Genomic DNA, 26799 nt, shown 5'->3' on the forward strand with positions numbered 1-26799 from the left:
GGCTTCAGCCCTTGTCGCGCATCAGGCGGCCCTTCTCGCGGGTCCAGTCGCGTGCCTTCTCGCTCTGGCGCTTGTCGTGCAGCTTCTTGCCGCGCGCGAGCGCGATCTCGACCTTCGCCCGCCCCTTCTCGTTGAAGTAGATCTTGAGCGGCACGACGGTCATGCCCTCGCGCTGCACGGCCTGCGCCAGCCGTGCGATCTCCTTCTTGTGCAGCAACAGCTTTCGCGGCCGCCGGGTCTCGTGGTTGAACCGGTTCGCCTCGAGATATTCGGGGATATAGGCGTTGAACAGCCAGACCTCGCCGCCCTTCTCGGCCGCGTAGGATTCACCGATCGTGCTGCGCCCGCCGCGCAGCGACTTGATCTCCGTGCCGGTCAACTGGATGCCGGCCTCGTAGGTCTGGCCGATCTCGTAGTCGAAACGGGCGCGACGGTTGTCGGCGGCGAGCCGGTAGCGCGGATCGCCCGTGCCGCTGCTCATGGATTCAGTCCCTTAGTTGACCAGCCCCGCATGCGCCATCGCGCTGCGGATGATCGTCTTGGTCGATTCGGTAATGCCGACGAGCGGCAGGCGAACGCGATCCTCCATGCGGCCGAGCAGCGACAGCGCATACTTAACGCCGGTCGGGTTCGGCTCGACGAAGATGGCGCTGTGCAGCGGCATCAGGCGGTCCTGGTAGGCGAGCGCCTTGGCGAAGTCGCCGGCCATGCAGGCTTCCTGGAATTCGGCGCAGAGGCGCGGCGCGACATTCGACGCGACCGAGATGCAGCCATGGCCCCCATGCGCCATGAAGCCGAGCGCCGTGCCGTCCTCGCCCGAAAGCTGCAGGAAGTCCGGGCCCATGGCATGGCGCTGCAGACTGACGCGGTCGAGCTTGGCCGTCGCATCCTTGACGCCGACGATGTTCTTCAATTCGAACAGCCGCGCCATCGTCTCCACCGACATGTCGATGATCGAGCGCGGCGGGATGTTGTAGATGATGATCGGAATGCCGATGGCGTCATTGATCGCCTTGTAGTGCTGGTACAAGCCTTCCTGGTTGGGCTTGTTGTAGTAGGGCGTGACGACGAGCACGGCGTCCGCGCCGGCCTTCTCGGCGTGGCGGGCAAGGTCGATCGCCTCGGCGGTGTTGTTGGAACCCGCGCCGGCGATCACCGGCACGCGCCCGGCGGCGACCTCGATGGTCACCTCAACGACACGCTTGTGCTCGGCATGCGAAAGGGTCGGGCTCTCGCCGGTCGTGCCGACCGGAACGAGGCCGTGCGTGCCTTCGGCGATCTGCCAGTCGATGAAGGAACGCAACGCATCCTCGTCGACCGAGTCCTCCCGCATGGGGGTGACCATGGCCGTGATCGAACCCTTGAACATCGCGCGCTTCCACCTTTTGCCGTCAATTGGCCGAAATCCGCGCCGAATATGCTCGATGGCGGCCTCGTCCAACATGTTCCGTTTTGCCGTAGCTTGGGCGGCGAACATAATCGTTGCCCATGAGCAGGGCAAGAACCCGAACAGCGGTCCGGGCCTGCGTCAAGCCTTTGTTCACCATGGCGACCGTAAGGTCGAAATTGACGAAACGGGCGCCGCGCAAGGACGCCATTCATCGAGACGAAACTTGCCGGCCCGGATGCCTCCTGCAGGCGGGCGTGTAAAGACAACGAGTGAGGAAGACATGATCAGGAAAGCGGATCGCAGCTTGCAGCGTCGCATCGGAATGCTGACGCAGGTGGCAGCATGCGCCCTGATCAGTCTCGGGATCATGGGCGACGCGCTCGCCCAGTCGGTCCCGGTTCCGCGCTCCAATCCAAGCCGCGATGCCGCCACCGACGACATCACGACGGCAGCCATCACCCCGGTCGCAAAGCCCTCCCGCCCCTCGAAGGCGGGCGTCGCCTCGCCGGCGAACGACCTCGTCGAGAGCTTTTCTCCCAACCAGCTGGGCCTCGAGGCCGCGCTGAAGCTGATCGACAGCGGCCAGATCGGCAAGGCGCAGGCGCTGGCCCGCATGATGCCCGACCGCACCAACCAGAGCATCGTCTCCTGGCTGGTGGCGCAGAGCGGCAGCCCTGACGTCTCTGTCTCGCAGATCACCCAGGTGACGATGGAGCTGCCGGACTGGCCGGGCCAGGCGCTGCTGCGCCGGCGCGCCGAGCAGGCGCTGCTGCGGATGAAGGCTGACCCCGCAACCGTCATCGCGGCCTTCGGCGGCACCCAGCCGGGCTCGGACGAAGGCCTGCTGCTGCTGGCGCGCGCCTATGTGAACGCGGGCCGCACCGCCGACGCCGCTGCCCTCGTCCGCCCGAAATGGCGCAAGGATTCCTTCTCGCAGAGCACGGAAGCGACGTTGCTCTCCGAGTTCGGCTCGCTGCTTACGACGGCCGATCACAAGGCGAGGATGGACAAGTTCCTTTACGACAACGATGCCGACGAGGGCCTCGCCGTTTCCAAGCTCCTGGATGGCGATCAGCGCCAGCTGGCCGCTGCCCGCGCCGCCGTCATCCGCAAGTCGAAGAATGCCGGCGACCTGCTGGCGAAAGTCCCCGCCCGCCTCAAGAAGGATCCGGGCTACATCTATTCGAAGGTCCAGTACCTGCGCCGCGGCGAGAACTACAAGGAAGCCGCGGCCCTGATGCTGACCGCGCCGCGCGACGGCGCCGCGCTCGTCGATCCCGACGCGTGGTGGATCGAGCGCCGGGTGCTCTCGCGCGAATTGCTCGACCTCGGCAACGCCAAGCTCGCCTACAAGCTGGCGGCCGAGCACGCGGCGGAATCGAGCACCAACCAGGCCGACGCCGAATTCCACGCTGGCTGGTACGCGCTCCGCTTCCTGAACAATCCCGCCGTCGCCCGCCGCCATTTCCAGGCGATCCAGCAGGCGTCGACCATGCCGCTCAGCCAGTCGCGCGCCGAATACTGGCTCGGCCGCACGGCCGAGGCGCTCGGCGAACGGGGCGAGGCGCAGGCGCAGTACCGTCTTGCCGCCGCCTATCCGACCACCTTCTACGGCCAGCTCGCCTCGGCGAAGCTCGGCATGAAGCAGTTGGTCCTGTCGTCGCCGCCGGCCTCCGACAGCGCGACGCGCCAGCGCTTCAACAGCCGCCCGATGGTGCAGGCGGCCCAGCGCCTGGCCGCGGCCGGCTATCCGGATCGCGCCCGCCTGTTCTATGTCCGCCTGGCGGAGACGCTGACCAACCCGACCGAGGTAGCGCTCCTCGCCCAGATGGCCGAGAAGCGCGGCGATCACCAGCTGGCGCTGCAGGTCGGCAAGAAGGCCTATACGCGCGGCCTGCCGGTCGAAACGCTCGCCTTCCCGACCGCCGCCATCCCTCGGACGGTCAAGACGACGAGCATCGAGAAATCGATCGTCTACGCGATCGCCCGCCAGGAGAGCGCCTTCAATCCAGGCGCGGTCAGCCATGCCGGCGCGCGGGGCCTGCTCCAACTGATGCCGGCAACGGCGAAGGTAGTCGCCAAGGCGGCCGGCCTGCCCTATTCGCTCGACCGCCTGACCAGCGACGCCGGCTACAACGCCACCATCGGCGCGGCGCACCTGGCCGAGCTCGTCGGCGGCTTCAACGGCTCCTACATCATGTCGTTCGCAGCCTATAACGCGGGCCGCAGCCGCGTGACGCAATGGACCCGGCAATATGGCGACCCGCGCGACCCGAGCGTCGACGCGGTCGACTGGATCGAGCGGATCCCGTTCTCCGAGACCCGCAACTACGTCATGCGCTGCATGGAGAACCTGCAGGTCTATCGCGCCCGGCTGGGCGAACCGGCTCTCGTCATCAATCGCGACCTCAATCGCGGCGGCCGCGGCTAAACCTACGCCGCATTCCTGACACTGCAGGCGCTTGGCCCGTCGAACTGGCGGGCCGGTGCCCGCACGCCTTCAAGCCGCCTACGAAGCCCCCGCAGACACGCGGGCAGCCCGAAGGGGCTCTAGGATTCGGCGCCCTCTTCAGGAGCGATTGCAACGGCCTCAGGCGCCGGCGTGGATGCCTCGTCCGCCTTGACCTGCTGGCTCCCAGGAGCGCGCCTCGGCCTGCGGGCCGGAGATTTCTTGCGACGCAGCGGCGCGTCGCCGCCTTCTGTCCGCTTCACCTTGCTCGTGGACTTGCCCTTGGCCTTGGCAGGCGCCTTGACCGGCACCTCGATCGGCAGGTCCGAGCCGGCGAAATGAACCGCCTGGCCGACCCAGTCCTTGGCGGCGGGCCCATCGCCCGCGCCGAGATAGGCGGCGATCCAGGCAAGCTCCTGCGGCGTCCAGGAAGCAATCTGGCTGAAATGGAAGACACCGACCTGCCCGAGCTTCGCGGCATGGCGCTTGGTGACGCCGCGGATCAGGAAAAGCGGGTCGGCCCGGCCATTGCGCGGCGCGTACAGGGGGATCGGACGGAAACCGGCCGCATCGGCGCGCGCGATGGCCTCGGCCTGGTTCGGCGATGCGGCGGCCTCGGCCCGCGCCGGCTCAAGCCTTGCCGGCGCCGGCGCGTGAAGGACGGAAGGCAGCATGATCGGATCGATTTCGGCCACTTCGGCGCGCGGGGTCTCGTTCCGATAGGGCGCCGGTTCGTCGAGATCAATCAGGACGTGGCCGAAATCGGGCGGCGGCACGGGAACAGTCTGCGGCAGGACCACGGGCACCGCGCCTCGCCAGGGCAGCAGCCGCCATTCGAGCCAGCGGATGACGCGGTCGATGCCGCGGATCAGCCGCGCCTGCGGCCGGCCGAGCGCGGTCAGCGAAATGGCGCGCTGGGCGATCGAGCCGGCGAGCGCGCCGAGCACGAAGCAGGCCGCCAGCGTGAGCCAGACTTCGGCCGCGTGGAGGATCATGAGCCCGCCTCCCCCTCGCCGGCCGTGTCCGGCGAACGCCGGCGCGCCGACCCCATCGCCCACCAGCCGATCACGAAGCCGAGCAGGCCGGCCGCGACGAGGAAGGGGACGTAATGGACGATCACATAAGCCATTCCCGCCTCCTCACTGCCCGACGATGCCGAATTCGATACGGCGGTTCTGCGCGCGGCCCGACGCCTTCGAATTAGAGGCGATCGGACGGCTGCCGCCATAGCCGACCGGATTGAGGCGCTCGCGGCGGACGCCGTCAGCGACCAGATGGTTGACGACTGCATTGGCGCGCTCGACGCTCAGTGCCTGGTTCTTGCGGGTGCCGCCGGAGGAATCCGTGTGCGCGCCGATCTCGACGGTCGCCACGGGACAACGCTGGATGATGGCGGCGATGCGATCGAGCAGGCCATAGCTGCTCGGCAGGATGCGCGCCGTCGCACCGTCGAAATCCACCTTCTCGCGCTCGCTCTCGGTCCGGAGCGCCGCCTGGCATTCCGAACCCGAAAGCGGCTCTCCGCCGACGGCCACCATCAGCGACGGCGCCAGCTCGAACCCGTCGGGCAGATCCGCGCGCACCGTCGCCTCGATGGCGTTGCGCGCGCCCTCCGAGACCGCGACGCCGGAAAGCGAAAGCTTGCTGTCGACCAGGTCGAAGCGCCCCCCCTGCAACCGGCTGATCGCCTGCAGCGCCGTATCGACCGCGTCGACGAAACCGTCCGGCGCGCCGCCGGCGAGCAGCAGGCGCAGCTCGATCCGGTCCGGGCCGAATTTCGGCCGCGCCGCCGCGATGATCTTCTGCACCACCTCGTCGGTCGGGACGTAGCCGCTCAGCGTCAACACCTCCGGCGTGCGCGCCGCCGCGAAAACGAAGGGCGAGACCGCTCCGGGAGACACCGCCTGGCGCCGAAGCTCCATGCTGGCCGGCAGCGTCTTCTTCAGCGCCTCGAGCAGGTTGGAATAGGCCGAGGTCGAAATCGCCTCGCCGACGATGTCGTATTTGCGCCCGGTCAGCGCCACCGAGCCCTTCTCGAGCAGGGAGAGTTGCTCGAGCGCGTATTTGAGGGCGCCAATCCAGTCCATCTTGGGGTCGCCATCGGCGATCCGGACATGGTCGGTGATGGCGACATCCGGAAAAAGCCGCGTCGCCGCTCCCATCACGTCGTCATGCGCCTGCAGCGACGGGACATAGCCTGTGAGCACGAGGGCTTCCGGGGTCCGGTCTGCCCGCCAGACATACGGATCCACCCGCGCCGGCAGCAGGTCGACCGAGCCTATACCGACGCCGATCGCCCGCTTGCTGCGGCGCGCCTCGATCTCGGCGAGCGCCATCTCGTAATCGGCGACGGTCTTGGCCTTGCCCTCGATCGAGAGCTTCGATCCGTCAATCGTAACGGTGCCGGCGCTCAGCCGCGCCATCTGGTAGGCGGCGAAGACCGCCGCATAGGAGAAGCCGTCCGGCCCGCCCGAGGCGAGTTGCGTCAGGTCGATCATCGGCACGCCGGGCAGCGCCACCGCCAGCGCGTCGGAAATATCGCGCCGCACCGCGACGGACGGAACGAAGCCGGTCTGCTCGACCGACTTGCCGTCATAGGTGACGGTCCAGGTGAACGACCGGCTGAGCGGCGGCAGAACGCGGACATTGCGGAACTGGCCGCCGCCCGGCGCGCCGCCGGCGATCGCGCGCGCCGCCGACGCGAAGCGGGCATCGTCGGCCGCGGTTCCATCGATCGACAAGTTGTTGCCGGTCAGCGTCACGCTTCCCCCGGCGAGTTCCGCCACGCGGCGGAGCGCGAAATCCGTCAGCACGAGGAAGCCGACCGGCTGGCCGCGCGCCAGCACGAGATCGTCCTCGATGGCGAGTGTCGGCAGTTCGCGGCTCGCGGTCGCGAGCACGGCGATCTTTGCCTCTTCCGAGGGAACGAAACCGCTGATGCGAAGGCGGTCGGGCTCGCGCGTCGCCGACCAGGTGTAGGGCGCCTGCAGCGGGATGATGCCGCTGCCGTCGACGACGCGGGCGACGCCCCAGACGCGCTCGGCCGATTCGACCGCCAGTCGCTGGGCGAGAAGCGTCGGCGAGGTGCCCATGACGGTGACGGTGCGGCCGCTGATCCCTGCCGAGGCCCAGGGCTGGCCGTCGAGCGCAAGCTGCTGGTCGACGCGGGCGCCGATGTCCGATTCGACCTTTCCCGCCGTGCTGACGAGCGCGGAGATCGCCAGGATGGTCACCAGGACGAGGCCGGGGATGAAGCAGAGCCGCCAGGCGCTCATGGTGACGTACCGGCCGCAAAGCGGCAGCGAGCCGCGCGACGCAACCCAGACAACCAGCCAACCAGGGCCCGTTGAACCGAGCTGCGCGTCATAGCTTCTCCTTCCGGCCGCCCAAGCCGACCGCCCCTTGGGCGGTTGGGGCGACAGACGAATGCAGGAGACGATTCAGACCGCATTCGCGATCCCGCCGCAAGCAATCGAACGCCTAATCCCCGGCAAGCTGCCGGGGAATGACGAGGGAGATAGCGTGTGTTGCCGGAATGTCAGCGCCGGGCGGCGGCGCTACTGGACGAACTGGGGATTCTTGCCCATCCAATCCTCGGCCATGGCAAGCGCCGTGCGGCGCTCCGTCTCGGTCGCGACCGAGAAGGCCTGCTCCTGGAGCTTCATGATCCAGGGATCGGTGGTGCCGGAGCGATCGCGGGCAATGGTCAGGAACATGAGCCCGACGACCGGCTGGCGCTTGACGCCGTCGCCCTCGAACAGCATGTGGCCGAGCAGCGCCTGGGCGCCGACATTGCCCTTGTCGGCCGAGAGCTTGGCCCAGCGGGCCGCCTGGCGCGGATCGCGATCGCCGCCCTCGCCGTCATAGTACATGCGGGCGAGGTTGAGCTGGGCGTCCGAGTCGCCGAAATACGAGGCGGCGTAGGAGAACATCTGCCGGGCGCGGCTGAAATCCGGCTGGATCGAAGAATTGGGAATGCCGTCGCGATAGTAGGAACCGAGCGCCACGAAGGCGTTCGACACGAAGCGGGCGGACGGCGCGTCGGGATTGTCGTCGGCATGGGCGTCGGCAATCTCGCTGAACAGCTCGAACGCCTTCATATCGTCCTTGGTCAGGCCGTCGCCTTCGGCATACATGCGCCCGAGCTTCCACTGCGCGACGGCGTGGCCCTTGTCGGCCGCATAGGTCAGCGCCTCGACCGCGGTCGACTTGTCGCCTTGCTTGTAGGCGTTGAAGCCGAAGCGGAACGCCTCGCCCGGCGACGCGTTGCGGTCCAGCGTCCTGGCGTCGAGCGCCAGCGCCTGCCCCGACCAAGAACCAAGGCCGGCGAGCACGCTGATGCAGAAGAGGGCGGCGCCGCCGAGCGCGTTACACATTCGCATTGTACGCCACACATTCCTGACGCTCGCGCCCACCGGCGGCCGCTTGGCCGCCAGGGTCGTCGAAGCGAAGTTCCCAGCTTGATCCGCGACAGCGCGGAGATTTCGATTTCCCGAAATATGGAATTGGTTTCGGGCGAATCCGAGGCCGATACAGGCGCGTTCTACTATTCGCGCCATCACAGCTACGTGTGCCCTTGAAGACCAACGAGAATTTTTACCGACAATACGCAAGGTTTGTCCTATCCGCCCCCGGATGAAGGGGACGGTCGTTCGACTTTATGGCTGAAAGGCGGCAATTGGGGCCGCTGGCCGTCCCCGCCGGCGGGTTGGTTTCAGACTGTTGCCAGACCGCAACATGGAATCGTGAGGCCCCGGCCAGACTCGCAAAACGCGAATCTTCTCACCACCTTGGCTGCCATCGGCCGAAGCATCGCGGCGAGCCGGTGCCCAGTCGAACAAATGAGGAACACACTCGCGCCGGGTCCCGGGGCGTGGCAAAATTCGATCTTGATTCGCCGCCTCGACCGCGCCATTGAGCGACCTCACAGTTACGGATGACCATGGCAGAGACCGACGACCTTTTCGGATCCGGTGCAACCGCACGAGCGATCAAGCCCGAAGCCGCACCGCGCGAAGCCCCCGCCGCCCGGCGCGCCGCCGCGCCCGCGACGCCCTCCGAAACCAGCTATTCGGCCGCCGACATCGAGGTTCTCGAAGGACTCGAGCCGGTGCGCCGCCGCCCCGGCATGTATATTGGCGGCACCGACGAGAAGGCGCTGCACCATCTCTTCGCCGAGGTGATCGACAACTCGATGGACGAAGCCGTCGCCGGCCACGCGACCTTCATCGACGTCGAGCTCTCCGCCGATGGCAGCGTCACCGTGACCGACAATGGCCGCGGCATCCCGGTCGACCCGCATCCGAAGTTCAAGGACAAGTCCGCGCTCGAAGTCATCATGACGACGCTGCATTCGGGCGGAAAGTTCGACTCGAAGGTATACGAGACCTCGGGCGGCCTGCATGGCGTCGGCATCTCGGTCGTCAACGCGCTGTCGGAATCGCTCGAGGTGGAAGTCGCGCGCGGCAAGCGCCTCTACCGCCAGACCTTCTCGCGCGGCCATGCGACCTCGAAGCTGGAGATGGTCGGCGAGGTCCATAACCGCCGCGGCACCCGCACCCGCTTCAAGCCGGACGAGCAGATCTTCGGCGTCGGCGCGCATTTCCGCCCCGAGCGGATCTTCGCCATGACCCGCTCGAAGGCCTATCTGTTCGGCGGTGTCGAGATCCGGTGGTCCTGCGCGCCGGAGCTGCTCAAGCCGGATGCGGCGACCCCGCCCACGGCGGTGTTCCACTTCCCGGCCGGCCTCAAGGATTTCCTGGCGGCCGAACTCGACAACGAGAAGCTGATCACCAGCCAGATCTTCGCCGGCCGGACCGACAAGGCGAGCGGTCACGGCGCGGCGGAATGGGCGATCGCCTGGTATCCGGGCGACGGCTTCGTCCGCTCCTATTGCAACACCATTCCGACGGCCGAGGGCGGCACGCATGAACAGGGCCTGCGCATGGCCCTGCTGCGCGGCCTGAAGTCCTATGCCGAGTTGACCGGCAACAAGCGCGCCGCCGCGATCACCGCCGAGGACGTGATGACGTCCTGCGCGGCGATGCTCTCGGTGTTCGTGCGCGAGCCGGAATTCGTCGGCCAGACCAAGGACAAGCTCTCCACCGCCGAGGCGACGCGCATCGTCGAGAAGGCGATGGGCGATCCGTTCGACCATTGGCTGACGGCCGCCCCGCAGGAAGCGTCGCGTCTGCTCGACTGGGTGATCGAGCGCGCCGAGGAGCGACTGCGCCGCCGGCAGGAGAAGGAAGTCAACCGCAAGACGGCGGTGCGCAAGCTGCGCCTGCCCGGCAAACTCGCCGATTGCAGCCAGACCGCCGCACAGGGCAGCGAGATCTTCATCGTCGAGGGCGATTCCGCAGGCGGCTCCGCCAAGCAGGCACGCAACCGCACCAGCCAGGCCGTGCTGCCGCTGCGCGGCAAGATCCTGAACGTCGCCAATGCCGGCCGCGAGAAGATGGCGCAGAACCAGCAGCTCGCCGACCTGATGCAGGCGCTCGGCGTCGGCGCGCGCAGCCATTACCGCGACGACGACCTGCGCTATGACAAGGTCATCATCATGACCGACGCCGACGTCGACGGCGCGCACATCGCCTCGCTGCTGATCACCTTCTTCTATCGCGAGATGCCGGCCCTGATCGAAAAGGGCCATCTCTACCTCGCGGTGCCGCCGCTCTACCGCATCAGCCAGGGCGGCAAGACGCTCTATGCGCGCGACGACCGGCACAAGGAAGAGTTGCTGGCGACCGAGTTCAAGGCCAAGGGCAAGGTCGAGATCGGCCGTTTCAAGGGCCTCGGCGAGATGCTGCCCGGACAGCTCAAGGAAACGACGATGGAGCCCAGCAAGCGGACGCTGCTTAGGGTCGGCATCGTTGACGGCGAGATCGCGCTTACGCAGGATGTCGTCGAGCAACTGATGGGCAACAAGCCGGAAGAGCGCTTCCGCTTCATCCAGGAGCGCGCGGTCTTCGCCAAGGAACTCGACATCTGAACGGCCGCGCCGCCGCTCGGCAGATTGACCGGTCGATGGAGCCTGGCTCCATGCCTTGCGGTCCCGCCACGGCGGGGGCGCATCCCAGGGAGGTTCTCCGATGATCCGCACGCTTCTCGCCGCCTGCATCCTGACCGCGGCCGCCGTCGCACCGCTACGCGCCGACACGGTCGAGGACAGCATTTCGCAGCTTGCGCCCTCGGTGCAGGACGTGCGCACGGTCGGCGCCTGGGAGAAGGACGGCCACAAGGGCTTCTATCGGGTTGTCGTTCTGCGGAGCGGCCCCGAGCCGACGGCGCGGCTTTTCGTCCAGTGGCTGGAGCGCGGCGCCGACGGCGCCACCACGGTCGCGCGCAATGTCGACATCAAGGAGATGGCCGACCTCAAACGCAATATCGGCGATTTCGTCATCGAGACGGATGCTGACGGCCTCAGCATCTTCCTGGAGTTGCTGGATCCGGCGGCGAGCGGCGCCAAGGAGAGCTACGAACTCTTCATCGGCGACGACGAGAGCTACCGTTTCGGCCCCGCGAGCAACTAGAAACCGGGCCTCCGCGACGGCAGGATTCGGCCATTCGTCGCGAAACAATTGACAAGTCCATGCAAAAGCTCGTATTTGCGTGCATCTTTCATCGATGGTGACGGGCTTCTTGCCGTCCCGTCGGGCTTTGGGCCCCTTTTCAAAACATGACCTTCTCTACGCTCGGACTGAGCCCCAAAGTGTTGGCTGCCGTTGAGGCAAGCGGATACACCACGCCGACGCCGATCCAGGCCGAAGCCATCCCGCATGTGCTTTCGCGGCGCGACGTCCTGGGCATCGCCCAGACCGGCACGGGCAAGACGGCATCCTTCACGCTGCCGATGATCACGTTGCTCGAGCAGGGCCGCGCCCGTGCGCGCATGCCCCGCACGCTGATCCTCGAGCCGACCCGCGAACTGGCAGCGCAGGTCGAGGAAAACTTCAACAAGTACGGTCAGAACCACAAGCTGAACGTCGCCCTGCTGATCGGCGGCGTTTCGTTCGGCGACCAGGAAAAGAAGCTGGATCGCGGCGTCGACGTCCTGATCGCCACCCCCGGCCGCCTGCTCGACCATTGCGAGCGCGGCAAGCTGCTGATGACCGGCGTCGAGATCCTGGTGATCGACGAAGCCGACCGCATGCTGGACATGGGCTTCATCCCCGATATCGAGCGCATCGCCAAGCTGATCCCGTTCACGCGCCAGACGCTGTTCTTCTCGGCCACCATGCCGTCTGAAATCCAGCGCCTCGCCGACACCTTCCTGTCGAACCCGGTCCGCATCGAGGTCGCCAAGCCCGCCACCACGGCCAAGACGGTGACGCAGCGCTTCGTCCACACGGGGCGCGAATCCTTCGACAAGCGCGAGACGCTGCGCGAGCTGATCCGCGGCGCCGTCGACCTCAAGAACGCGATCATCTTCTGCAACCGCAAGCGTGACGTCGCGATCCTCGCCCGCTCGCTCGAGAAGCACGGCTTCTCCGTCGGCGCGCTGCATGGCGACATGGACCAGCGGGCCCGCATGGCGACGCTGGACGCGTTCAAGAACAACCGCCTGACGCTGCTGGTCGCCAGCGACGTCGCGGCGCGCGGCCTCGATATCCCGGATGTCAGCCACGTCTTCAACTACGATATCCCGACCCATGCGGACGACTATGTCCACCGCATCGGCCGCACCGGCCGCGCCGGCCGCTCCGGCGCCGCTTTCACGCTGGTTGCCCCTTCCGACCAGAAGTACCTGGCCGCGATCGAGAAGCTGACGGGCGATGGCGTCGAGTGGATCGGCGAGCCGGCGACGGCAGACGATTCCGCTCCCGCCGCCCGCCGTGGCCGCGGCAGCAAGGGCGACGAGACGTCGCGTGGCGGCGAGCGCAAGCCGCGCGCCCCGCGCTCGGGCCGCAAGCCGGAAAAGGTTGCCGACGAAGCCGCCGAGAGCGCACCCGTCGCCGCCGAGCCGGTCGAGGCCGAGGTCCGGCAGCCAAAGGCCGAGCCGGCGCCGCGCCGCCAGCAGGATGCGCCCCGCCGCGACCGCGACCGCCCTGCCCGCCAGGATCGCCGTGACCGCAACGAGCCGGACGACAAGGTCATCGGCCTCGGCGATCACGTGCCGCAGTTCCTGCTGCGCCCGGTGCGTATCCCGTCCTCTTCCTCGTCCTGATCGGATGCGGATGCCGCAAGCGGCATCCCGCCATGTCGCCGCCTCCGAGCGCCATGGCCTGTGCGGAGCGCGCCTATCGGCGCCCCGCCACACCGGCCGATGGCGGCCACCTCTCCCAAACCTGAACAATCATCGGATCGACGCGCGCGCGCCCGGCCTCCAGGCGCGCGAAAGTGACGCCGCGCGCCCGCCAGGGACGCAGCCTCAACCGGTCGCGCGTTTTCGCGCGCCGGCGACGGATTGCGAAGAAGCCTAGAGGCGGGGGACGGCCCAGGCGACCATTTCGCCCAGGATCTGGTCCAGTCCGGCATTGAGGCCGGCAACGGCGGCCGGGGCCGAATCCTCGGCGACCGGCACAGAAGCCGTGAACAGCTTCGCCTCGACCACCTTGCCTGTGCGGTCGTTCATGATCTGCGCGAAGATCTCGATCTCGGCGGAGCGGCTCGTCGGCGTCACGTTGAACGCGAAAGTGCGGATATTGGTCAGGAGCTGGTAGTCGATCGACAGCCCCTCGCCCGGCCGGCCGATGGCCCGGACGCCCTTCGACTTCTCGAAGGCCTGGATAACGCGGCTCTGCACCAGGCGCGGCAGCGTGTCGGGATACTGCGCGTTCGGATAGTAGGCGACAAGCGACCCGCGCGTGACGACGATGCGCTGGCTCGCCAGCGTCTGCAGCGCGAACGGCTCCGGCACCAGCACCTGCGCCGAAGCGCGGCGCTTGACCGACGGCGCCGACTCCACCCCGGCGAGGTCATAGGTCACCGGCGGCGGCGAGGTCAGCAGCTTGCTGACGCAGCCCGAAAGCAGCGTCGCGGCGAGGATCGCCGATACCAGCCCCACCGGCAGGGATCGACCTACGGAACGCATGGCTTGCCGTGCCCCAGACATCGTCATTTCCGGTTGTAGTCCTGTACGCTCGGATTGCCAAAGATGAAGCGCTGCGGATTGCTCTGGATCGAGTTCAGCGTCCGGTCGAACTGCGTCGTCGTGCGGCGGAGCTGGTCAACCAGGCCATCGACGTTGCGCAGGCCCGGGCCGGTGAAATTCGCGAGGTTGCTGGCGATCTGGCCGGCCTTGCCGGAGAACGCCTCGGCGACCTTGCGGATCGCGGCTGCGGCGGCGGTTGCCTCGGCGAAGAAGTTCTTGCCGTTCGGGTCGGTGACGAGGTCCTGCACCTTGCCGAGGATGCCATCGATGCGGGTCGAGGCGGCGTTCAGCTTCTGCACCATGTCGCGCGTGTTGTTGACGATCAGGTCGATGTCGCCCTGCTTCGCCTTCACGCCGGCGACGAAGTCCTTGGCGTCCGAGACGGTCTTGCCGGCGTCGGCGACAATCTTGTTGACGTCGACGGTGGCGTTCTGGACGCGGCGGGCGACCGTCGCGATGTCGTTGATCGTGCTCTTGACCGCCTCGACCTGGATCGCGGCGATGATCTGCTGCGCGCCATCCAGCGCCTTTTCGAGCTGCTCGGAGATCTGCCGTACATTGCCGATGATCTCGGGGAAGGCGTCCGAGGAGGCGGACAGCTTTTCCGTGACCTTGTCGATGTTGGCGAGCGTGTCGGCGACCTTGGTCGGGTCGATGGCCGAGATGATCTTGTCGGCCTTGCCGACGACGCCGGCCAGGCTTTCCGACAGCGAGCCGATCCGCTTGGAGAGGTCGCCAAAATTGTTCATGAACTCCTTCACGCCCTCGGAGTTCTGGGCGAGCGCGTCGGTGAAGGTCTGCACGTTCTTGACCGAGGTCGTCAGCGACGGCTCGGCGGTATCGATGAAACCGTTCACCCGGTCGACGGCCTGGTTGACCTTGGTGACCAGGTCCTGGGCGCTCGAGATCAGGTCCTGCAGGCCCGATCCCTGCGCCAGCAGCGTCGGAATCCCGGGCTGGTCGAGCAGGTTCGGCAGGTTGCCCGAGCCACCCTTGAGCTCGATATAGGCGAGGCCCGTCAGGCCCTGGATGCCCAGCGACGCCTTGGTGTCGGCCTTGATCGGCTGGTTCGGGTCGACCGAAACCATCGCCTCGACCTGGTTCGGGTTCTCGGCATTGATCCGGAGCGTGTTCACCTCGCCGACCTTGATGCCGTTGAACAGCACCTGGCTGCCCGAGGCGAGGCCGGCGACGGAACCCGGTATGAGGATGCGCAGCGGCTTGCGGATGCCGCTCTCGTCATAGCGCGCCAGCCAGTAGATGAAGACGAAACAGGCGACGATCACGCCCAGCGTGAACAGTCCGATCGTCGCATAGTTGGCGCGCGTTTCCATTAAGCTTCGTTCTCCACGCGACGCGCCCGCACGCCACGGAAATACTTCTGAACCCAGGGATCGTCGAAATCCAGCATATCCTGCATGGTTCCCTCGACCAGAACATGACGATTGCCCAATACCGCGATTCGGTCGCAGACCGTATGCAGGCTGTCGAGATCATGCGTCACCATGAACACGGTCAGCCCCAGAGTATCGCGCAACGTGGCAATCAGTTGATCGAATTCGTCGGCGCCGATCGGATCGAGGCCGGAAGTCGGCTCGTCGAGGAAGACGATGTCGGGATCGAGCGCGAGCGCGCGCGCCAGGCTGGCGCGCTTGATCATGCCGCCCGAAAGCTCGGACGGCATGCGGTCGGCCGCCTCCGGCGCGAGGCCGACCAGGTCGATCTTGACCCGTGCGAGTTCCGTCATCAGGCGCGGCGACAGCTTCAGATGCTCGCGCATCGGAAATTCGATGTTCTGCAGCACGGTCAGCGATGAGAACAGCGCCCCCTGCTGGAACAGCACGCCGAGCCGCCGGTCGATCGAGGCGCGGGTGTCGGAATCGGCGTCGTCATAGTCGGTGCCGAGGATCTCGACGGAGCCGGCGCGCTTCGCCTGCAGACCGAGGATCGTCCGCAGCAACACCGACTTGCCGGTGCCCGACGCGCCGACAACGCCGAGGATCTCGCCGCGATAGACGTCGATATCCAGGTTCTCGAGAATCAGCCGGTCGCCAAAGCCGACGGTTATGCCCCGCCCGCTGATGACGGCTTCCTTCTGGCTGCCATGGTCGTTCAAGGCCTGCACCATGTCAGTAGTTCACCGCGGCGAAGTAGAGTGCGAACAGGCCGTCGACCAGGATGACCGTGAAGATCGACTTCACCACGGCCGCCGTCGTGTGCTGGCCGAGCGAGGCGGCGCTGCCGCGCACGCTCAGTCCCTCGGAAGCGGCGATGATGCCGATGATCAGCGCCATGAACGGCGCCTTGATCAGGCCGACGAACAGCGTGTTGAGCGCCACGGCGTCGCGGACGCGATCGATGAAGGCTTCCGGCGCCAGCCCGATATAGGCCCAGCTCACCAGCCCCGCGCCGAACAGCGCCGCCATATCGGCGAGGAAGACCAGCAGCGGCAGGACGATCACGAGCGCCACGATGCGCGGCATGATCAGCACTTCGACGGGATCGACGCCGATGACGTTCAGCGCGTCGATCTCCTCACGCATCTTCATCGAGCCGATTTCGGCCGTGATGGCGCTGCCCGAGCGGCCGGCGATCATGATCGCGGTCAGGAGCACGCCGATTTCGCGCAGGACCAGGATGCCGACGAGGTCGACGGCGTAGATCTCGGCGCCGAAGGCGCGAAGCTGGAAGGCGCTCTGCTGCGCGATGATCGCGCCGATCAGGAGCGACATCAGCGCGATGATCGGCACGGCGCGCAGGCCGGTGCGATCGATATGGAAGACGATCGAGGTGAGGCGGAACCGCGCCGGGTCGGCCACCGCGCGGACAAGGCCGCGCGTGACGCCGCCCAGGATGTTGAGGCCCGCGAGGAAGTCCTGCCAGGAGAAGTACATCGTCCGGCCGATCGCCTCGACCAGCTCCTGCGCGACACCGATTTCCGGCGGCGGCGGCGGCACTTCGCGCTCGGTCGGATTGAGCGCCTCCAGCAGACGCTGCGCATTCTCGGAAGCGCCTTCGACAGAAACGCTGCTCTGCTTGGCGCTCAAGCCGCGCTGCAGGCGCGTCAGCAACCAGGCGCCGGCCGTGTCGATATGGTCTATGCCGGAAAGATCGAGGACGGCAGCGCCGGACACGTCGGCGATGGCCTTGTCGATCGACGGCTCGAGGTCGCCCACGGTGCGCACGGTCCAAGGGCCGACGGCCCGCAAGCGGGTCCCACCGTCGACATCCGAGAAGTCCAGTTGCGCCGCTGTTGCCGTTGCCACGACCGCTCCGCGTTCGAAGCTGCATTCCGGAAGCGGAGCACGGGAGCGGCCCTTGTGGCGCCGCCGGGCGCCTCCTAAGCTCCCTCACCTCGAAGGTGATCGCACGAGCGACGAAGCTCGGGCAAGCCCTTGGCCGGAAAGGATGACGGGATGGAGATCGCAACACCCTACCTGTTGTTTTTGGGTGACGTTCCGGACGCCCTGGCGGCGAAGACGGCGCTCGGAATCGTCGACTGGCGGCCGGAATGGTGCCTCGGCCAGTTGCGACTCGCCGGCTGCAAGGCCGATGCGAAAATCCCCGACATGACGGTCGCCGAAGCGAAGGCCGCCGGCGTGCGCACGATGATCGTCGGCGCCGTCAATGCCGGGGGCGTGCTGCCCGAGCATTGGATCGCGTCGATCGTCGAGGCCCTCGACGCCGGCTTCGACGTCGCCTCCGGCCTCCATTCGCGGCTTGGCGACCAGCCGGCGATTCGCGCCGCGGCCCAGCGTTCGGGCGGCAAGCTGCACGACGTCCGCCACTCGACCCAGCGCTTCGCCACCGGCAAGGGCACGAAGCGCGACGGGCTGCGCCTGCTCACCGTCGGCACGGATTGCTCGGTCGGCAAGAAATACACCGCCCTCGCCCTGGAACGCGGCATGCGCGCCGCCGGCTTCGACGCCGATTTCCGCGCCACCGGCCAGACCGGCGTGTTCATCTCCGGCCGCGGGGTCGCGATCGACGCCGTCGTTGCCGATTTCATCTCCGGCGCCGTCGAATGGCTGTCGCCGGCGGCCGATGCCGACCACTGGGACCTGATCGAGGGACAGGGTTCGCTGTTTCACCCCTCCTTCGCCGGGGTGACGCTGGGTCTGCTGCATGGCGCCCAGCCGGACGCCTTCGTCGTCTGCCACGAGCCGACGCGCACCACGATGCGCGGCGTCGCCCATCCGCTGCCGACGATCCGCGAGGTGATCGACCTCACCGTCGCCTGCGGCCGGCTCACCAACCCGGCGATCCGCTGCGTCGGCATCGCCATCAACACGGAGGCGCTCGACGACGAGGCCGCGCGCAAAGCGCTGGATGCAGCGGCGGCGGAACATGGCATTCCCGCCGTCGACCCGATCCGCACCGGCGTGCAGCCGATCGTCGACCGCATCGCGCAGGACTTCCCGAGACCATGACCTTCCCCTTCTCCGTCGAAGTCGAGAGCTGGCCGATCGCCGGCAGCTTCGTCATCTCGCGCGGCGCCCGCACCGAGGCCCATGTCGTCGTCGTCACGCTCGGCGATGGGCAGGCTACCGGGCGCGGCGAGTGCGTTCCCTATGCGCGCTATGGCGAGACCATCGACGGAGTCGTCGGCAGCATCCGTACGGCGCTCGACGGTTTCTCCGCCCCGCCGGACCGCGAGGCGCTGCGCGCAGCGATGCCGCCGGGCGCCGCCCGAAACGCCGTCGATTGCGCGCTCTGGGATCTCGAAGCGAAGACGAGCGGCGTCCCGGTCTCGGCAAGGCTCGGGCTCACCGCGCCGCGCGCGCTGGTCACCGCCTATACGCTCAGCCTCGGAACGCCCGACAGCATGGAAGAGGCGGCGCGGATCGCCGCCCACCGCCCTCTCCTCAAGGTGAAGCTCGGCGGCGACGGCGACCGCGAGCGGATCGCCGCCGTGCGGCGCGGCGCGCCGGAGAGCCGGATCATCGTCGACGCCAACGAAGCGTGGTCGCCGGAAAACTTCGACGCCAACATGGGCGCCTGCGTGGCGGCCGGTGTCGAATTGATCGAACAACCGCTGCCGGCCGGCGGCGACGAACTGCTGCGCCATGCCGACCGCCCGGTGCCGGTCTGCGCCGACGAGAGCCTGCATGTCGCCGACGATCTCGGCCGCCTCGCCGGCAGCTATGACGCGATCAACATCAAGCTCGACAAGACCGGCGGCCTGACCGAGGCGCTGCACCTACGCGCCGCCGCCGAGACGCATGGGTTCGCGCTGATGGTCGGCTGCATGGTCGGCACGTCGCTCGCCATGGCGCCGGCGGTGCTGCTCGCTCAGGACGCCGCCTTCGTCGACCTGGACGGGCCGCTGCTTCTGGCGCGCGACCGTTCGCCGGGCCTCGTCTACGAGGGAAGCCTCGTCAGCCCGCCCGCTCCGGCGCTGTGGGGCTGACCCGACGCCCCTTCGGCAGCATCAGAACCACCACGGCGACCACGCCGGCGATCGTCATCACGGGGAAAGCCGCTGCGCCCAGATGGCCGTAGAGCGGCCCCGCCATCAGCGTGGCCAGCGCCAGCGCCAGGCCGGAGCCGGTCTGCCAGATACCCTGCGCCGAGGCCGTCATCTCCTCCGGCACGTCGCGCGCGACCGCGAGCTGCATGCCGGCATAGACGGCGGCGAAAGTCAGCGCGTGCAGCATCTGCAGCGCCAGCGAGGTCCAGAGATTGGTCGCCAGCGGGAACAGCGACCACCGCACGATCGCGGCGATGGCGCCGAACAGAATCAGCCGCTCGGGCGCCACCTTGCGCAGCGCCCGGCCGGAAATGGCGAACATGCCGATCTCGGCGACGACGCCGGAGGCCCAGAGCAGGCCGATCTCGCCGCCCGTGAATCCGAGCTTCTCCCAGTGGATCGTGCCGAAACTGTAGAAGACGGCGTGGGTCGCGGTGATCAGGGAGGCCGAGATGATGACGACAAGGAAGCTGCGGCTGGTCAGGATCGAACGCGCCGAGACGACCTCCGGCTTCGCGGCGTCGTCGGCCGCCCGGATCTCGGGCGGCGTGACCGGCAGCAGGAAGGCGGAAAGCGTCGCGACGACATAGCTGCCGATCAGCAGCGGCGACAGCACGCCGTTGCCGAAATGGCCGATGATGACGCCGCCGACCAGGCTGACGACGATGAAGCTGATCGAGCCCCAGACCCGCATCTTGCCGTAGTCTAGCCCGAAGCGGCGCACGCCGGTCAGCGCCAGGGCGTCGATCGCCGGCATGGTCATGCCGAGCGTCGCGGTCGCCAGGCCGGTCAGGATCAGGATCGGCCAATAGCCGCTGACGAGCGTCGCCGGGATGAACAGCAGCAGTCCGAGCAACGCGAACAGGATGATGGCGAAGCGGCGATTCGGCGCGCGGTCGGCGAAGGCGCTGCCAAGCGGCATGAACACGAGACGCGCCGCGAGCGGAAACGCCAGGCAGACGCCGATCTGCTCCGGCGTCAGGCCGCGCAGGTGGAGCCAGACCGGAAAGAACGGCGTCACCAGGCCGCCGACGACGAAGAAGCCCGTGTAGAAGAGCGAGATGCGGGGGCCGAAATGGCGCGGCGCGGCAACCATGGATGCCTGTGGAGCTGAAAACCGCAGCAGGGGTTCGCGGCGGAAGATTGGGGGAGCGCGACCGGGGCGCCGGCGGACCGGCGCCTACCGGCGCGGGAGAGTGCCTATCACGCCGCGAGCGCGCGCTCCAGAACCACCGGATCGATATTGCCGCCGGAAAGCAGGATCACCACCGTCTTTCCGCGCGCGTCGATCCGCCCCGAGAGAAGGCCTGCCAGCGCCACCGCCCCGCCCGGCTCGACCACGAGCTTCAGCGTGCGGAAGGCAAACGCCACAGCGGCCAGCGCCTCGGCGTCAGAGACGGCGATCGCATGCGCGCCGGTGGCGCTGTTGATGGCGAAGCCGATCGCCCCCGGCTGCGGCGCCATCAGCGCGTCGCAGACCGAGCCGTCGGTGCGCGGATTGCGCTGGATCGCGCCCGCCGCGAGCGAGCGACCATAGTCGTCGAAGCCCTCCGGCTCGGCGAGATAGACTTCCGTTTCCGGGCTCTCGACGGAAATGGCGAGGCCGATGCCGGCCGACATGCCGCCGCCGCCGCAGGGAACCATGACGATATCGGCATGTTCGCCGCGCTTGGCGAGGTCCTCGGCGATCTCCAACCCGATCGTGCCCTGCCCCGCGATGACGCGGCCATCATTATAGGGGTGGATCAGCTCCGCGCCGGTGTCGGCGACGATCGAGGCGGTCATCGCGTCGCGGTCGTCGGTGGCGCGGTTGTATTCGACGATCGAGGCGCCGCGCCGGCGCGTGCCGTCGCGCTTCGCCGCCGGCGCGTCGGCCGGCATGACGATGGTGGCCGGCACGCCGAACAGCCGCGCCGCCTCGGCGAGCCCCTGCGCATGGTTGCCGGAGGACGAGGCGACGACGCCATGCGAACGCTCCTGATCGCTCAGCGAGGCGATGGCGTTGAAGGCGCCGCGGAACTTGAACGAGCCGGTGCGCTGCAAATTCTCGCATTTGAGGAAGACGCGACCGCCGGTGATCTCGTCGAGCGCGGCGTTCGAAAGAAGCGGCGTGCGGACGGCTTCGGCGGCGATGCGCTTCGCTGCCATGCGGATATCGTCGATGGTGGGTGTCATGACTCTGCCAACGGCCGGGGAGGACCAGGAGAGGTTACACGAAAGCGCGGCCGGTGCAGCTTTTTTGCGCGGCGATGACGTTATCGAGGAACTGCCGCGTCGCCGCCTGCCAGGAATGGCGCAGCGCCACGCTGCGGCAGTGGTCGCGCGGGATGTCGAGCGCCGCCAGCGCCGCCTTGCGCAGGTCCTCGTCGAGCACCCCCGCCCCCGTGCCGCCGACCACGTCGCGCGGCCCGGCGACCGGAAAGGCCGCCACCGGCAGGCCGGAGGCCATCGCCTCCAGCATGACGACGCCGAACGTGTCGGTCCGGCTCGGGAAGACGAAGCAGTCCGACGCCGCATAGACATCGGCCAGCGCCTCGCCGACCTTGGCGCCGAGGAAGGCGACTTCCGGATGGGCCCGCTTCAGCGCCTCGAGCGCCGGGCCGTCGCCGACGACCACCTTGCTGCCCGGCAGGTCGAGATCGAGGAAGGCGCCGATGTTCTTCTCGACGGCGACACGGCCGACATAGAGGAAGATCGGCCCCGGCAGGTCCAGCAGTTGGCGGCGGCGGCGGGCGGGATCGAAAAGCTCGGCGTCGACACCGCGCGACCATCGCATCAGATGGGTGAATCCCCGCCCTGCCAGTTCCTCCTGCAACGAGGCGGTCGCAACCATGCATCCGGCGCCGGAATTGTGGAAGGCGCGCAGCGCAGCATAGGTCCAGTCGACCGGCACCGGCAGACGGGCAGCGAGATATTCGGGGAAGCGGGTGTGGTAGCTGGTCGTGAAGATGCGGCCGCGCTTGCGGCACCAGCGACGCACGGCATATCCGATCGGCCCTTCGGTGGCGATGTGGACATGGTCGGGCGCCGCCTCATCGAGCCGCCGGCCGATCGCGCCCGGGGCCGCGATGGTCAGGCGGATCTCGGGATAGGTCGGGCACGGAACGGTGCGATAGCCTTCCGGCGTCAGCATGATCGCCTCGGCGCCAAACTCCGGCAGATGGCGCGACAACCGCTCCAGCGTGCGCACGACCCCGTTGATCTGCGGATGCCAGGCGTCGCTCGCGATCAGGATGCGGCTCATGCGGCGACCTTGTCGATCTCCGGCTCATCCTCGAACTCCACCGCATATTGGCTGGCAATATCGGCCCAGCGCACCATCTCGATGCGCCCGTCATGATGCTCGACGATCGCCGTGCAGCTTTCGACCCAGTCGCCCGTATTGATGTAGCGGATGCCGAGATCGTCGCGGATGGCGGCGTGGTGGATGTGGCCGCAGACGACGCCATCGGCGCCGACCCGCTTCGCCTCGGTGATCAGCGCCTGCTCGAAGGCGCCGATGAAGGAAACCGCGTTCTTGACCTTGAGCTTGGCCCAGGCCGACAGCGACCAGTATTCGAAGCCGAGCTTGCGGCGAACCTTGCCGACGACGGTGTTGAGCGCCAGCGCGAGGTTGTAGGCATGGTCGCCGAGGAAGGCGAGCCACTTGGCGTGGCGCACGACCACGTCGAACTGGTCGCCATGCATCACCAGCAGGCGCTTGCCGTCGGCCGTCTCGTGCACAACCCGGTCCATCAGCTCGACGCCGCCCATCTGCAGGCCGAGATAATCGCGCAGGAATTCGTCGTGATTGCCCGGTATATAGACCAGCCGGGCGCCCTTGCGGCCCTTGCGCAGCAACTTCTGCACGACATCATTGTGCGCCTGCGGCCAATACCAGCTCTTCTTCAGGCGCCAACCATCGACGATGTCGCCGACCAGATAGATCGTCTCGGCATCGTGCCACTTCAGGAAGTCGAGCAATAGTTCAGCCTGACTTCCGCGTGTGCCGAGATGAATATCCGACAGGAAGAGCGTGCGGAGATGACGGGGTGCGACGCCGCTCGACATGATATTGATTCGTCCTCATCCAAGAGACCGGTGCCGATTGCTTAGCCGACACACGCCACAGATTTGTGACAGTCTCTCAGAACAGGGTCGGCAGGGCCGAAACGACGAGGATCAGCGCCATCAGCGCGTTGAAGACCGCGATGCGGCGGTCGCTGTCGAGAAAACCGGAGATCGCCGTGCCGAACAGGCACCAGGCCGCCGCCGAGGGCAGCGACATCAGCGCGAACACCGCCACCAGCAGCAGCACGCCCGACAACATCGGACTACCGGCCGGCACGAACAGCGCCATCGCGGTGACCGCCATGATCCAGGCCTTCGGATTGACCCACTGGAAGAGGGCCGCCGCCAGGAAGCTCATCGGCCTGCCCTGCCGCGCGCCGTCGGCGTCGTGCCGCCCGGCCCGGGCCAGCTTCCAGGCGAGATAGAGCAGATAGACGAAGGAGACGTATTTCAGGATCTCGTGCAGGACCGGATAGGTCTGGAACAGGCCGCCGAGCCCCATGCCGACGGCGAACACCATCAGCGGAAAGCCAATCGTGATGCCGAGCATGTGCGGCACGCTGGGCAGCACGCCCCAGTTCGCGCCCGACACCATCAGCATCGTGTTGTTCGGCCCCGGGGTGAACGCCATCACCGCCGCGAAGCCAAGAATGGCCAGCAAATGTTCCATGAGGTCCTCCCGAGACCGTGCGATCCATCGCATGCCGGCCCGGATAGGTCAACAATGCTGACATTTATAGCGCGAAGCCGAGGCGCTCCCAGTTGTTCCCTGTGGGCCAAGCTGCATTGCTTCAGTTGTCCGACATCTGCTCTTGCAAGCCAGCGCCCCCTCGACCATGATCCGCGCGCCAACACGGAGAACTATCGATGAAACTCCTACGCTTCGGTGCCGCCGGCTCGGAGAAGCCCGGCCTTCTCGCCAAGGACGGCACGATTCGCGACCTGTCGGGTGTCGTTTCCGACATCACCCCCGAGACGCTCAAGAACGGCGCCATCGACGCGATCGCCAAGGTCGACCCGGCTTCGCTGCCGGTCGTTCCGGCCGGCACGCGCCTCGGCCCGGTCGTCAACGGCACGCGCAACTTCATCGCCGTCGGTCTGAACTATGTCGACCACGCGCATGAGACCAACATGCCGATCCCGGCAGAGCCGATCCTGTTCAACAAGGCTCCGAACTGCATCGTCGGCCCGAACGACAACGTCACGATCCCGAAGGGCTCGGAAAAGACCGACTGGGAAGTCGAGCTGGCGATCGTCATCGGCAAGACCGCGAGCTACGTCTCGGAAGCGGACGCGATCAACTACGTCGCCGGCTACGCCGTCTGCCACGACGTGTCGGAGCGCGCCTTCCAGACCGAGCGCGGCGGCCAGTGGATGAAGGGCAAGGGTTCGCCGACCTTCGGTCCGCTCGGCCCCTACCTGGTCACGCCGGACGAGGTCGCCGACATCCAGAACCTCGACATGTATCTCGACCTGAATGGCCAGCGCGTCCAGACCGGCAACACCAAGACGATGATCTTCGGCGTTGCGCACCTGGTCAGCTACATCAGCCAGTTCCTGCAGCTCGATCCGGGCGACGTCATCACCACCGGCACCCCTCCGGGCGTCGGCATGGGCATGAAGCCGCCGCGCTTCCTGAAGGCCGGCGACAAGGTCCGCCTCGGCATCCAGGGCCTGGGCGACCAGGAGCAGGAATTCGTCGCCTACAAGGGCTGATCGCCCGGCGATAGAGCCTGACGAATTGCAGAACGGCCGACGCCCCGCGCGTCGGCCGTTTTTGTTTGCATGGAGCCTTGATGCGACCCGAGCATTGACGCAGGCGGCTCGGGCAGGCACCCTGCCCCTGCTCGACGCGTCTCCAGGTTGCGCGCGGCTCAGCAAGGCTCGGTGAGCGGGCCTCCATCATGCGGTCGCGACCGGCCTTGTCCAGTCAGCCCGCCTCACCCTCCGGTATTGGCCTGCCCGCCTTGGCGCGCGGCTATGCCCTCTGGCGCCGATACCTCCAACCCGCGCATAGCCGTCCCGGCATAGGCCCTGCCCGGGACCATGCGCCTTTCACGCCTCCTGAGGAGTAACGGTGAACAGCATCAATCGAATTCTCGCGGAATATGTGTGGCTCAGTCCGCTGCTGGCCCTGTTCGCGCTGGTCTTGGCGGCGCTCTTCGCCAACTTTGTCGTCAAGGCGCTGCTGTTGCGCCTCTTCAATCACTTCATCGGTCTGACGGCATACGGCCGCGACCAGCAGATACGTCGCCATGGCGCGATCGAGCGCTTCGCCAACATCATGCCGGCCTTCGTCGTTTCCACGGGCATCGGCCTCATTCCGGACCTGCCGCACGGCGTCGTCACGATCGTTCAGAACGTCGCGACCGCGTTCATTATCCTGTCGCTGGCGCTATCGATCAGCGCGACGCTCAACATCGTCGACACGCTCTATCATCGCCGTCCCTCCGCCCGGCTGAAGCCGATCAAGGGCTACATCCAGGTCGTCAAGATCGCCGTCTATGTGATCGCGACACTGCTCATCATCGCGACGCTGATCGACAAGTCGCCGATCATCCTGTTGTCCGGCCTTGGCGCCATGGCCGCCGTCCTGATCCTCGTGTTCCAGGACACGCTGCTCTCGCTGGTAGCGGGCATCCAGATATCCTCGACGGACATGGTCCGCGTCGGTGACTGGATCGAAATGCCGGACCAGAACGCCGATGGCAACGTGATCGAAATCGCGCTTCACACGGTCAAGGTGCAGAACTGGGACAAGACGATCACGACGCTGCCGATCCGCACCCTGGTCACCGATCCATTCAAGAACTGGCGGGGCATGCAGGAATCAGGCGGCCGCCGCATCAAGCGCTCGCTGCACCTGGACCAGACCAGCATCCGGTTCCTGGATCCGGCCGAATACGCCAAGCTCGCCCAGTTCGGCATGCTGGAGACCTATCTCCAGAACAAGCGAGAGGAGCTGGACGCCTGGAACAGCAAGCTCGGCGAAGCAGCCAGGTTTGCCGCGAACCGCCGGCGTTCGACCAACATCGGCGTTTTCCGGGCCTATGTGGAGACCTATCTCCAGCGGCATCCCGGCATCCGCCAGGATATGACGATCCTCGTGCGCCAGATGGTGCCGGCCGCCGACGGATTGCCGATCGAGATCTACGCCTTCACCAATACGACGGCCTGGGCGGAATACGAAGGCATCCAGTCGGACATCTTCGATCACCTCTATGCGATCCTGCCCGAGTTCGATCTGCGCATCTTCCAGAATCCGAGCGGTCACGATCTCAAGACGCTGGCCCCGAGCCTGCGCCGCGTCGAGCGGGGTGCCGTGGCAGCCACGGCATGATCGACCT

Annotated in this window: 23 protein-coding genes; 8 read left to right on the plus strand and 15 right to left on the minus strand. The window is 67.2% G+C overall.

Annotated features, from left to right (window positions below; translation table 11 throughout):
- Window positions 1-4 precede the first annotated feature (4 nt).
- Together smpB and dapA are read right to left on the minus strand one after the other, a co-directional pair.
- Window positions 5-481 carry an SsrA-binding protein SmpB gene (smpB, locus tag OSH07_RS06660; protein WP_266337826.1) on the minus strand — a complete coding sequence of 159 codons (477 nt, stop codon included), beginning with the start codon at window positions 479-481 and terminating at the stop codon, window positions 5-7.
- Window positions 482-493: 12 nt separating this feature from the next.
- Window positions 494-1369 carry a 4-hydroxy-tetrahydrodipicolinate synthase gene (dapA, locus tag OSH07_RS06665; RefSeq protein WP_266337827.1) on the minus strand — a complete coding sequence of 292 codons (876 nt, stop codon included), beginning with the start codon at window positions 1367-1369 and terminating at the stop codon, window positions 494-496.
- Window positions 1370-1694: 325 nt separating this feature from the next.
- Between dapA and OSH07_RS06670 the strand changes: the two genes are divergently transcribed.
- Window positions 1695-3821 carry a lytic transglycosylase domain-containing protein gene (locus tag OSH07_RS06670; protein WP_266337828.1) on the plus strand — a complete coding sequence of 709 codons (2127 nt, stop codon included), beginning with the start codon at window positions 1695-1697 and terminating at the stop codon, window positions 3819-3821.
- A 119-nt stretch (window positions 3822-3940) separates the two neighbouring features.
- On the opposite strand, the gene OSH07_RS06675 is transcribed toward OSH07_RS06670, so the two are convergent.
- The 4 genes from OSH07_RS06675 to OSH07_RS06690 all read right to left on the minus strand — a co-directional run bounded on the left by OSH07_RS06675 (window position 3941) and on the right by OSH07_RS06690 (window position 8221).
- Window positions 3941-4834 (minus strand): hypothetical protein, encoded by an 894-nt coding sequence (locus OSH07_RS06675; RefSeq protein WP_266337829.1) that lies wholly within the window; start codon window positions 4832-4834, stop codon window positions 3941-3943.
- Complete coding sequence (locus tag OSH07_RS06680; protein WP_266337830.1) at window positions 4831-4968, minus strand: hypothetical protein; 138 nt, start codon at window positions 4966-4968, stop codon at window positions 4831-4833. Before OSH07_RS06680 ends, OSH07_RS06675 begins: the two co-directional genes overlap by 4 nt.
- A gap of 10 nt (window positions 4969-4978) precedes the next feature.
- On the minus strand, window positions 4979-7114 hold the full coding sequence (locus tag OSH07_RS06685; protein ID WP_266337831.1) for an OmpA family protein: 2136 nt from the start codon (window positions 7112-7114) through the stop codon (window positions 4979-4981).
- Between the two features lie 282 nt (window positions 7115-7396).
- Window positions 7397-8221: a tetratricopeptide repeat protein gene (locus OSH07_RS06690; RefSeq protein WP_478293583.1), complete on the minus strand. Its 825-nt coding sequence runs from the start codon at window positions 8219-8221 to the stop codon at window positions 7397-7399.
- A gap of 560 nt (window positions 8222-8781) precedes the next feature.
- On the opposite strand from OSH07_RS06690, the gene parE reads away from it, so the two are divergent.
- The 3 genes from parE to OSH07_RS06705 all read left to right on the plus strand — a co-directional run bounded on the left by parE (window position 8782) and on the right by OSH07_RS06705 (window position 13005).
- Window positions 8782-10830 (plus strand): DNA topoisomerase IV subunit B, encoded by a 2049-nt coding sequence (gene parE, locus OSH07_RS06695; RefSeq protein ID WP_266337833.1) that lies wholly within the window; start codon window positions 8782-8784, stop codon window positions 10828-10830.
- Window positions 10831-10930: 100 nt separating this feature from the next.
- Window positions 10931-11371, plus strand: coding sequence for a hypothetical protein (locus OSH07_RS06700; RefSeq protein WP_266337834.1), 441 nt, complete (start codon window positions 10931-10933; stop codon window positions 11369-11371).
- A gap of 146 nt (window positions 11372-11517) precedes the next feature.
- The gene (locus OSH07_RS06705; RefSeq protein ID WP_266337835.1) at window positions 11518-13005 is read left to right on the plus strand and encodes a DEAD/DEAH box helicase; all 1488 of its coding nucleotides are present in this window, start codon (window positions 11518-11520) and stop codon (window positions 13003-13005) included.
- Window positions 13006-13257: 252 nt separating this feature from the next.
- Here OSH07_RS06705 and OSH07_RS06710 read toward each other — a convergent pair whose 3' ends face one another.
- From OSH07_RS06710 to OSH07_RS06725, 4 genes are read right to left on the minus strand one after another with little or no spacing between them, the layout of a single operon-like run.
- Window positions 13258-13872 (minus strand): ABC-type transport auxiliary lipoprotein family protein, encoded by a 615-nt coding sequence (locus OSH07_RS06710; protein ID WP_266337836.1) that lies wholly within the window; start codon window positions 13870-13872, stop codon window positions 13258-13260.
- A gap of 23 nt (window positions 13873-13895) precedes the next feature.
- Complete coding sequence (locus OSH07_RS06715; RefSeq protein ID WP_266337837.1) at window positions 13896-15266, minus strand: MlaD family protein; 1371 nt, start codon at window positions 15264-15266, stop codon at window positions 13896-13898.
- Complete coding sequence (locus OSH07_RS06720) at window positions 15266-16060, minus strand: ABC transporter ATP-binding protein (protein ID WP_266337838.1); 795 nt, start codon at window positions 16058-16060, stop codon at window positions 15266-15268. The genes OSH07_RS06715 and OSH07_RS06720 overlap by 1 nt, the downstream gene beginning before the upstream one ends.
- A 1-nt stretch (window position 16061) precedes the next feature.
- Window positions 16062-17198 (minus strand): ABC transporter permease, encoded by a 1137-nt coding sequence (locus tag OSH07_RS06725; protein ID WP_266337839.1) that lies wholly within the window; start codon window positions 17196-17198, stop codon window positions 16062-16064.
- A 150-nt stretch (window positions 17199-17348) separates the two neighbouring features.
- On the opposite strand from OSH07_RS06725, the gene dgcN reads away from it, so the two are divergent.
- Entirely contained in the window at window positions 17349-18362 is a 1014-nt protein-coding gene (dgcN, locus tag OSH07_RS06730; protein WP_266337840.1) for an N-acetyltransferase DgcN, read from the plus strand.
- Window positions 18359-19342 (plus strand): N-acetyl-D-Glu racemase DgcA, encoded by a 984-nt coding sequence (dgcA, locus tag OSH07_RS06735; protein WP_266337841.1) that lies wholly within the window; start codon window positions 18359-18361, stop codon window positions 19340-19342. The genes dgcN and dgcA overlap by 4 nt, the downstream gene beginning before the upstream one ends.
- On the opposite strand, the gene OSH07_RS06740 is transcribed toward dgcA, so the two are convergent.
- The 5 genes from OSH07_RS06740 to OSH07_RS06760 form a co-directional block, all read right to left on the minus strand.
- Window positions 19311-20498 carry an MFS transporter gene (locus OSH07_RS06740; RefSeq protein ID WP_266337842.1) on the minus strand — a complete coding sequence of 396 codons (1188 nt, stop codon included), beginning with the start codon at window positions 20496-20498 and terminating at the stop codon, window positions 19311-19313. The genes dgcA and OSH07_RS06740 overlap by 32 nt on opposite strands.
- A gap of 107 nt (window positions 20499-20605) precedes the next feature.
- Window positions 20606-21577: a threonine ammonia-lyase gene (locus tag OSH07_RS06745; protein ID WP_266337843.1), complete on the minus strand. Its 972-nt coding sequence runs from the start codon at window positions 21575-21577 to the stop codon at window positions 20606-20608.
- A 34-nt stretch (window positions 21578-21611) separates the two neighbouring features.
- Complete coding sequence (locus OSH07_RS06750; protein WP_266337844.1) at window positions 21612-22646, minus strand: glycosyltransferase family 4 protein; 1035 nt, start codon at window positions 22644-22646, stop codon at window positions 21612-21614.
- Window positions 22643-23452: a UDP-2,3-diacylglucosamine diphosphatase gene (locus OSH07_RS06755; protein ID WP_266337845.1), complete on the minus strand. Its 810-nt coding sequence runs from the start codon at window positions 23450-23452 to the stop codon at window positions 22643-22645. Before OSH07_RS06755 ends, OSH07_RS06750 begins: the two co-directional genes overlap by 4 nt.
- A gap of 76 nt (window positions 23453-23528) precedes the next feature.
- Entirely contained in the window at window positions 23529-24122 is a 594-nt protein-coding gene (locus tag OSH07_RS06760; protein ID WP_266337846.1) for a LysE family translocator, read from the minus strand.
- Window positions 24123-24319: 197 nt separating this feature from the next.
- On the opposite strand from OSH07_RS06760, the gene OSH07_RS06765 reads away from it, so the two are divergent.
- Together OSH07_RS06765 and OSH07_RS06770 are read left to right on the plus strand one after the other, a co-directional pair.
- Window positions 24320-25168 carry a fumarylacetoacetate hydrolase family protein gene (locus tag OSH07_RS06765; protein WP_266337847.1) on the plus strand — a complete coding sequence of 283 codons (849 nt, stop codon included), beginning with the start codon at window positions 24320-24322 and terminating at the stop codon, window positions 25166-25168.
- A gap of 370 nt (window positions 25169-25538) precedes the next feature.
- On the plus strand, window positions 25539-26792 hold the full coding sequence (locus OSH07_RS06770) for a mechanosensitive ion channel family protein (RefSeq protein WP_266338192.1): 1254 nt from the start codon (window positions 25539-25541) through the stop codon (window positions 26790-26792).
- Window positions 26793-26799: the final 7 nt, after the last annotated feature.

Source organism: Kaistia nematophila, assembly GCF_026343855.1.
Taxonomy (GTDB): Bacteria; Pseudomonadota; Alphaproteobacteria; order Rhizobiales; family Kaistiaceae; genus Kaistia; species Kaistia nematophila.